The following is a 7,415-nucleotide window of genomic DNA, read 5'->3' as shown; positions in this document are numbered from 1 at the left end:
GTTTACAAGCTAAGATTAAAAGATGCCTTCTATGAAATCTACGTCGCAAACGAGGCAATTAAAGAAATAGAGAATAGACTTGACAAAGAAGAACTTCAACTGCTCCTCCCACCAGTAAATTGCAGATGCCAAGTTCTCTGCCGAAAATGGAAAAGTTGTTGTTGAACTCCATACAGAACCAGAGGTTAAGTTTGAGCCCACAAAACTCAAATTGAGAAAGGCAAAGAAGAAGAAGTCCTCGATGGTTACGTAGATATGAGGGTAAAATATATCATAGAGGAAAATGCCATACTTGAGCCAAAAGATGGACAGGCTGAGGAAGGCGACCTGGTCAAAGTAAAAGAAACAGTTATGCTCGGAGAAAAGAAACTCAGAGATGCAGAAGAAAGAGAATACGTTCTTTCGAAGGATGATGAAAGAGAAGTTGTAAAGCAACTCTTTGGTAGGAAAAAGGCGATGTTGTAAAATTCGAAAGAACTTTCGAAAAAGGCGATGACAAAATTGTTTACAAATACATCCTTGAGGTAGAGGAAGTTTACAAGAGAATTCTTCCAGAGTTTACAGACGAGTTCGTAAAATCCTTAGCAATCGAGAATGTAGAAACAACTGAGCAACTCAAAGAAAAGTTCAGAACCGAAGGCAAGGAGATATACGATAGAGAATTAGCGGAATCCTACCGTGCACAAATAATAGCTCAAATTCCGGAAATTACTGAGATAGAAATCAGTGAGAAGACAATTAGAAAGGGCTGTTGAGAACATCATAGATAATCTAAAAGAAGACGGAAAATACGAATTCATATGTTCAGAACTTACGGCAGTGAGGAGAAGCTTATCGAAGAGCTCAGAAATTACTATTTGAATATGATAAAGAAAATTTAGTTGTAAAGAAAATTGCTGAAGAGAACAATATCAAAGTCGATACGGAAGATATAAAAACTTATGCAGAAAGAGTTTCAGTTGAATGGGGAGTAAGTCCCGACAGAGCGGAAGCGATAATTAAGGAGCAGACAGGATATAAGAAACGAAGTAGTTATGGAGATAGTAGAGTCAAAGGTTGCAAAAATCCTTGCAGAAAAAGCACAAATAGAGGAAGTATCATTTAAAGAGCAAGAAAATAAGTAAGAAGTTTGAAAAGGAACAATCAGAATAATCCAGTAACACCTTTAAGACCTTTGGGGAGATGAGAACTTATGGATATGGATAAAGAAATGAAAAAAATACTTGACCAATATGTTCCAATAGTTATCGAAACAACCGGTAGATATGAACGTGCTTACGATATTTATTCAAGGTTACTAAAAGATAGGATTATATTCCTTGGTAGCGCTATAGACGACCATGTAGCGAATTTGGTTGTAGCACAATTATTATTCTTGGAGGCAGAGAACCCAGACAAAGATATACAACTTTACATCAACTCACCGGGAGCTTAGTAACAGCTGGGCTTGCAATATACGATACGATGCAATATGTAAAATGTGATGTTGCAACTATCTGTATTGGTCAGGCGGCATCGATGGCTGCGGTGCTTTTGGCGGCGGGTACAAAAGGAAAGAGATTTTCGCTTCCAAATAGTCGTATAATGATTCACCAACCACTCGGTGGTGCTGAGGGAACTGCCAAGGATGTAGAAATACTGACAAAAGAGCTTTTAAGAATTAAACATCTCATAAACGAAATTCTCAGCAAACACACTGGACAACCCATAGAAAAGATAGAAAAAGACACCGATAGAGATTTCTTCATGAGTGCACAAGAGGCACAGGAATATGGTATATATAGACAAGGTGATTATGCCTGGAGAAAGATAGAAAACAAAAGTCAATTCGTTAGCGTTTAAAAAACGAGAAATCTAAGTAGGGAAGAAGAGAGTATGTCAGGTCACAATAAGTGGCAAACATTAAGCACAGGAAGGCTGCCCAGGATGCGAAGAGGTCTAAGATATTTACGAAGATTATCAGGGAAATCATTGTTGCTGCAAGAGAAGGTGGCGGAAATCCAGAAACAAACCCAAGACTAAGAGCAGTTCTTGAAAAAAGCAAGAGAAGCAAACATGCCAAAAGATACAATTGAAAGATCCATTAAGAAAGGTACCGGAGAGTTAGAAGGTGAAAAGTACGAAGAAGTTATCTACGAAGCATACGCGCCAGGTGGAGTTGCACTTTACATATTAGCTTTGACAGATAACAAAAATAGGACCGCTCAAGAATTGAGACACATACTCAGCAAAAATGGTGGTTCACTTGCAGAAAGCGGTTCCGTTGCTTGGATATTTGAAAGAAAAGGTGTTGTAGAAATTCCCAGAGAAAAAATAGCTGATATGGATGAGTTTACATTGTTGGCTATTGATGCTGGTGCGGAAGACATTGAAGAGGGAGACCCAGTTCTTGTTTACACTGCTCCTGAAAACTTGACGACATTGAGAGAAAATCTAGCAAAGAACGGTTTCGAAGGAACTGCGAAAATCACGTACAAGCCAAAGAACAGTGTCAAAGTCAGCGGTTCTGATGCGGAAAAAGTGCTGAAACTTATAGATGCACTTGAAGATAACGACGATGTTCAAGAAGTATTTGGCAACTTCGACATCGATGATGCAGAACTTGAAGCGATAATGGCAAAATTGGAAGGGTAAGTAGTTGAGAAGCTCGATGTTCGTATTGATTGACAGAAAGTATAAATTTTGAGAATGGAGCTGAAAACATTGGAGAACAGAGCTCCAACTTTTAGGATACATCTGCTACTCGCAACTGTTTTTATTCTCACCATCAATACACTTTTAATGGGAGAGACGCTCTTTTTTGGCGTCTCTCCATTTGATACTACGTACAAACTATCAACCCGATATGATTTTTCATTTTGGAAATTCAAAACCAAGTTCAAAGTCGATGTTGAACTCGCACAGAAGCAAGGTTTTATAAAAATCACTCCCAAATTTGCTGATGTCTTTGAGTATTTTGAGTTTATAAATGACCCCTACAGAGTCACCTATTCTGATTTAAACATCGACATTCCGTTTACAACATTTGCCAATCCGGCTAAAAAGGGTTGGTATGCAACATGGGTTAACACAGGCTATTTCTCAAATGGGTATATACACAAAAACGACTATTTTTCAATCCTCAGTGATGTGTCACGTACCAACCTAACGTTCAAAAATGTATGGTTTGGACATCTTTTTTGAAAATTCACCAAATGGAATTACTTTAGGAGCTGGCAATAAAACATACTTGTTTATTGGTGAAAAGACAGGACTCGGAGTTTTACTGAGTGACAACTCGTTCATTGTATACACACTTGTTTTTTATGAAAACGGTAGCCTTTCATCAAAGTTTGGTTTCACTCTCAAGGCCGATAATCTGGAAATCAATTTGATAAACGATGAAATAGATGGTCAGAAGACTATTGCAGGTAAAATTACCTTGAAAGTGGGTGATTTATATGTCGTTGGACGACTTCAAGGAAAAGAAGTTCGCTTGGATTTCGAATTTCCAATCTGGTGATATTCAAGAGCTTCCTTGGGACCAATTCGAATGGTTTGTTGAAAAAATAAAAGAGACTATGGGATTAGACCTTTCCGGATACAAACCGGAAAGGATGAAAAGGCGCATAGAGATGCTTATAAGAAAATACAATTGCAAAAGCTATAAAGAATACTTAGACCTTATTTCAAAAGACACCAAAAAGCGTGATGAGTTCTTAGATAAGCTCACTATCAATGTCACAGAGTTCTTCAGAAATCCAGAAAAATGGGAAGAGCTCAAAAAGGTATTTCTTCCACAACTTCTCCAAGAAAGTGGACCAAGGTTTAAAGCTTGGAGTGCTGGGTGTTCTTCGGGAGAAGAGCCATACTCGTTAGCGATACTACTTGAAGAGCTCAAAGCGCCTCCAACAGCTAAAATTTTAGCTACCGACATAGATATTGGCGTACTCACAAGAGCACAGATAGGTGAGTATGAACAGCGCTCAATGGCTAGCACACCACCTGAATACATCAAAAAATACTTCATCGTTCGAGATGGAAAATACATAGTAAAGCCAAATGTAAAAGCACGTGTCCAGTTTAAAAGGCACAACCTACTGCAAGACCCGTTTGAAAAGGGCTTTGACTTAATATTGTGCCGCAATGTTGTTATTTACTTTGAGATGGAAGCAAAAGAACAACTTTACAAAAAGTTCGCTGAAAGTCTTCGCGTTGGTGGGTTACTCTTTGTAGGAAACACGGAAAGAATATTCAACTACAGAAACCTTGGATTAGAAGTTGCTTCACCGTTTATCTATAAGAAGGTCAAGTAAAAACTGATAAGGAATGATAAGATGTTCTGGATAGTTCTTTCACTAACGTTGGACCAGATTACAAAACATTTAGCGACGTTATACCTTCGTTTTGGAGAGATAAAAAACCTATTTGGATTCTTCCATTTTACGTATGCAACTAACAGGGGAATTGCTTTTGGACTGTTTCCAGGAGTCAAAGAAGCGGTTATTTACCTCACCTTGCTAATTATTGTTATCACTTCCTTGGTGCCTTTGCTGTTCAAAGTTAGCAAGCTGACAGAGATGTTTATTGGTTTCATCGTTGGTGGAGCCTTAGGAAACTTGGTTGACCGTATAAGATACGGTTATGTTGTTGACTTCCTTACGTTCGACTACTGGCCGACGATAATAAACGTTGCGGACATCTTTATCTTCATTGGTAGCATAGGGATTATGATTCAAATGCTTATCGCTGAATCGAAAGCCAAGAAACAAATAGAAAATGATGAAAATATAGACAACCGGAGGGAAAATAAAGGAATATATGAGGGAATTTATGGAAGAGTTCGAGAATATGGAAGAGATGGAAGAGATAGAAGAGATGGAGGAATTAGAACAACCAACTCCTCAACTGGAAAAAATGGATATACAGGTAACGAACAGGGAAGATGGCTGGCGCCTGGACAAATTCGTCATGGAAAAGACTCCAGACTGGATTTCAAGAACATTCATCCAGAAAGCAATAAAGAATGGCGAGGTTCTGGTGAATGGAACTTTGAAGAAGCCGAGCTACAAGGTGAAGTCTGGGGATACAATTACCTTGATGGTACCTCAGAAGCCCCAGATTCCGGAAATCCTGCCTGAGAACATACCGCTGGACATAATATACGAAGACCGTGATATATTGGTAATCAACAAACAACCAGGAATAATAACCCACCCCATTCCATCCCACACCTCGGGAACCATTGTCAACGCAGTCTTGTATCATTGTAAAGATTTACAAGGTGTTGGCGGGGTGCTGAGACCTGGTATTGTCCATAGGCTTGATAAAGATACAAGTGGTGTGATGGTAATTGCAAAGAATGACTTAGCACATCAATCGCTCACTAAACAGTTCAAAGACAGGGTCACAGAAAAACTGTATGTATGCTTAGTTAAAGGTGTGCCTGAAAAAAACGAAGGAGATATCGATGTAAGCATCGCCAGAAATCCTGTGCTCAGAGTTAAGATGACAGTAACTCAGAGTACATATGGCAAACCAGCACTCACACATTACAAAGTCATAAGAAAGTTTGGGAACTTGGCTTCCTTAGTTTTTGCGTGGCCCAAAACTGGAAGAACGCACCAGATTAGGGTTCATATGAAATACATCGGTCATCCACTTATGGGTGATGAAGTTTACGGAAAAGCTAAAGAAGATGAGAAATTTGATATTCACAGACAGATGCTCCATGCACTCAGCCTTTCATTTTTCCATCCAAGAACTGGTGAACGTGTAAAATTCATAGCAAGACTACCAGAAGATTTTGCCAGAGCGATAAAAAACATCCAAGATTTCTTGGAGGCAAAACCATAAGATTCGAAAATTCTCAAACTTCTTCGCTATAGTTGGATTTCACTATAGCAATCATGTCTTTTAAGTGTTTGTTGAACGCATCAATCACCATTGGGTCGAATTGCCTGCCTTTCATATCGTTCATGTATTCAACTGCCTTTTCAACGGACCAGGCGGGACGATAGCACCTATCGTGTGTTAAAGCTTCAAAAACATCGGCGACTTGAACTATTCGTGCTTCTACTGCTATCTCCTCGCCTTGAAGGCCATAGGGATAGCCACTTCCGTCCCACCTTTCGTGGTGTTCCAGAGCGACGACCGCACCTATCTCAAAGATGTTTAACGTAGAATTCCTAAGAATTTCGAAACCGATTAAGGTATGCTCTTTTATAATTGAAAATTCCTTCTCATCGAGTTTCCCCGGTTTGTTTAATATGTAATCAGGCACTCCGACTTTTCCAATGTCGTGTAATGCTGAGGCTTTCTTGATTAACTTTGCATCACTGGAGCTAAAACCGAGGTATTCTGCCAAATAACAAGATAGTTCGGCAACGCGATTCACATGGTCTCCGGTGTCTGCTGATCTTGCCTCAATAACTTTAGAAAGCATGATAACAAATTCTTCCTCAATATCTGAACGTTTTGTGGAAATAAGGGACGTTTGAAGGTTTTTCAAAAGGCTTCTTATGTATGATGTTTCAAGTGAGTTCAGTTGTTTTGGTGAATAGACCACAAAAAGAATATTGTCCTTTTGAACTTTTGTGTGAAAATCGTATCTATATTCCAAATGTTCGCTGTTCATAAACTTTGGTGGGAAAATACGCTCGTTGTTCACGAAGATTTCTCCGGTGAGTTTAATATCCGGAAGTTTTAAGCACAAAAACGTGCGCACCTGGAGAAAGGTATTTATAAGCAGCTCTGGAAGACTCATTTCGGAAGCGTTTGCTGCAACATTTTCTAAGGTAACGATTGCTTGTTCAAGTGACGTTATATCTTGGTAAGTTTTGAGAAGCGACAAAACTGTGAGTTTTGTTGAAAATGGGGAAAGACTTTCCTTCTCTATATAAGCATTTATATCGTAGTCTCTTGTAAGCAAATCAGTTGGAATTTTCTCAGGATTCGCAGTCATCAAGATTATCCTCGTTTTTTTATCATTGCACGTGTGTCTGATGTGGTTTATAACTTTAATTCCCGCGTCATCGCTCTCCATTACTAAATCGGTTATCACAAGCGCGTATTTTTCGGGGACAAAGATTTTTTTGAACTCCTCGTATCCGTAAGTGTGTTCAATATCTAAATCTTTACCATTCCAAATGAGCTCGCTTAATATTGATGAAAGTTCTGCATGGACTGTTTTGGAATCATCAACAATCATAACTTTTGTTCTTTCCATACGCAGACCTCCAAAAGTGATAGTTGGCAACAGATAACAAAAAGTCCAATCGCTTTTAAAAGATTTCACAAGAAAGAGACGTTAACTTCACAAACATATCATATCATAGAAGTTATTGAACTGAAATTTTCTATTTAGGACATTTCCGAGGATAGGAAAGGTGATATAATTATAAACGAATACTTAAAACTATCCAAAACAGGGGTGG

The 7,415-nt window shown here is 38.8% G+C and carries 8 protein-coding genes and 4 pseudogenes; 11 read left to right on the top strand and 1 reads right to left on the bottom strand.

Features of this window, described 5'->3' with window-relative positions; translation table 11 throughout:
- Positions 1–255: 255 nt before the first annotated feature.
- From JM64_RS10205 to JM64_RS09665, 11 genes and pseudogenes are all read left to right on the top strand, one after another.
- A complete protein-coding gene (locus JM64_RS10205) occupies positions 256–465 on the top strand; it encodes a hypothetical protein (RefSeq protein ID WP_231882392.1) in 210 nt (69 codons plus the stop codon).
- A 35-nt stretch (positions 466–500) separates the two neighbouring features.
- Positions 501–755, top strand: coding sequence for a hypothetical protein (locus JM64_RS10305; protein WP_409976133.1), 255 nt, complete (start codon positions 501–503; stop codon positions 753–755).
- Entirely contained in the window at positions 727–861 is a 135-nt protein-coding gene (locus tag JM64_RS10235; protein WP_269446854.1) for a hypothetical protein, read from the top strand. The genes JM64_RS10305 and JM64_RS10235 overlap by 29 nt, the downstream gene beginning before the upstream one ends.
- A gap of 31 nt (positions 862–892) precedes the next feature.
- Positions 893–949, top strand: a pseudogene (locus JM64_RS10255) (hypothetical protein); the annotation flags it as partial.
- Between the two features lie 249 nt (positions 950–1,198).
- A pseudogene (gene clpP, locus JM64_RS09690) lies at positions 1,199–1,813 on the top strand (ATP-dependent Clp endopeptidase proteolytic subunit ClpP).
- Positions 1,814–1,875: 62 nt separating this feature from the next.
- A pseudogene (locus JM64_RS09685) lies at positions 1,876–2,634 on the top strand (YebC/PmpR family DNA-binding transcriptional regulator).
- A gap of 69 nt (positions 2,635–2,703) precedes the next feature.
- A complete protein-coding gene (locus JM64_RS09680) occupies positions 2,704–3,183 on the top strand; it encodes a hypothetical protein (RefSeq protein WP_064012425.1) in 480 nt (159 codons plus the stop codon).
- A complete protein-coding gene (locus JM64_RS09675) occupies positions 3,158–3,502 on the top strand; it encodes a hypothetical protein (RefSeq protein ID WP_064012424.1) in 345 nt (114 codons plus the stop codon). The genes JM64_RS09680 and JM64_RS09675 overlap by 26 nt, the downstream gene beginning before the upstream one ends.
- The gene (locus JM64_RS09670) at positions 3,441–4,295 is read left to right on the top strand and encodes a CheR family methyltransferase (protein WP_064010994.1); all 855 of its coding nucleotides are present in this window, start codon (positions 3,441–3,443) and stop codon (positions 4,293–4,295) included. Before JM64_RS09675 ends, JM64_RS09670 begins: the two co-directional genes overlap by 62 nt.
- Positions 4,296–4,316: 21 nt before the next feature.
- Positions 4,317–4,739, top strand: a pseudogene (gene lspA / locus JM64_RS09830) (signal peptidase II); the annotation flags it as partial.
- 157 nt (positions 4,740–4,896) lie between these two features.
- A complete protein-coding gene (locus JM64_RS09665; RefSeq protein WP_064012426.1) occupies positions 4,897–5,835 on the top strand; it encodes an RluA family pseudouridine synthase in 939 nt (312 codons plus the stop codon).
- A gap of 13 nt (positions 5,836–5,848) precedes the next feature.
- On the opposite strand, the gene JM64_RS09660 is transcribed toward JM64_RS09665, so the two are convergent.
- A complete protein-coding gene (locus JM64_RS09660; protein WP_064010992.1) occupies positions 5,849–7,207 on the bottom strand; it encodes a response regulator in 1,359 nt (452 codons plus the stop codon).
- Between the last annotated feature and the right edge of the window lie 208 nt (positions 7,208–7,415).

It is taken from the genome of Fervidobacterium pennivorans (genome assembly GCF_001644665.1).
Lineage (GTDB): Bacteria > Thermotogota > Thermotogae > Thermotogales > Fervidobacteriaceae > Fervidobacterium > Fervidobacterium ngatamarikiense.
The sequence above is the reverse complement of the archived record's forward strand: the minus strand, read 5'-3'. Positions and strand labels throughout refer to the sequence as shown.

Coding starts and splice junctions, on each gene's coding strand:
- JM64_RS10205 (WP_231882392.1), top strand. CDS start 256: ATGAGGGTAAAATATATCATAGAGGAAAATGCCATACTTGAGCCAAAA.
- JM64_RS09670 (WP_064010994.1), top strand. CDS start 3,441: ATGTCGTTGGACGACTTCAAGGAAAAGAAGTTCGCTTGGATTTCGAAT.
- JM64_RS09665 (WP_064012426.1), top strand. CDS start 4,897: ATGGATATACAGGTAACGAACAGGGAAGATGGCTGGCGCCTGGACAAA.
- JM64_RS09660 (WP_064010992.1), bottom strand. CDS start 7,207: ATGGAAAGAACAAAAGTTATGATTGTTGATGATTCCAAAACAGTCCAT.
- JM64_RS09675 (WP_064012424.1), top strand. CDS start 3,158: ATGTATGGTTTGGACATCTTTTTTGAAAATTCACCAAATGGAATTACT.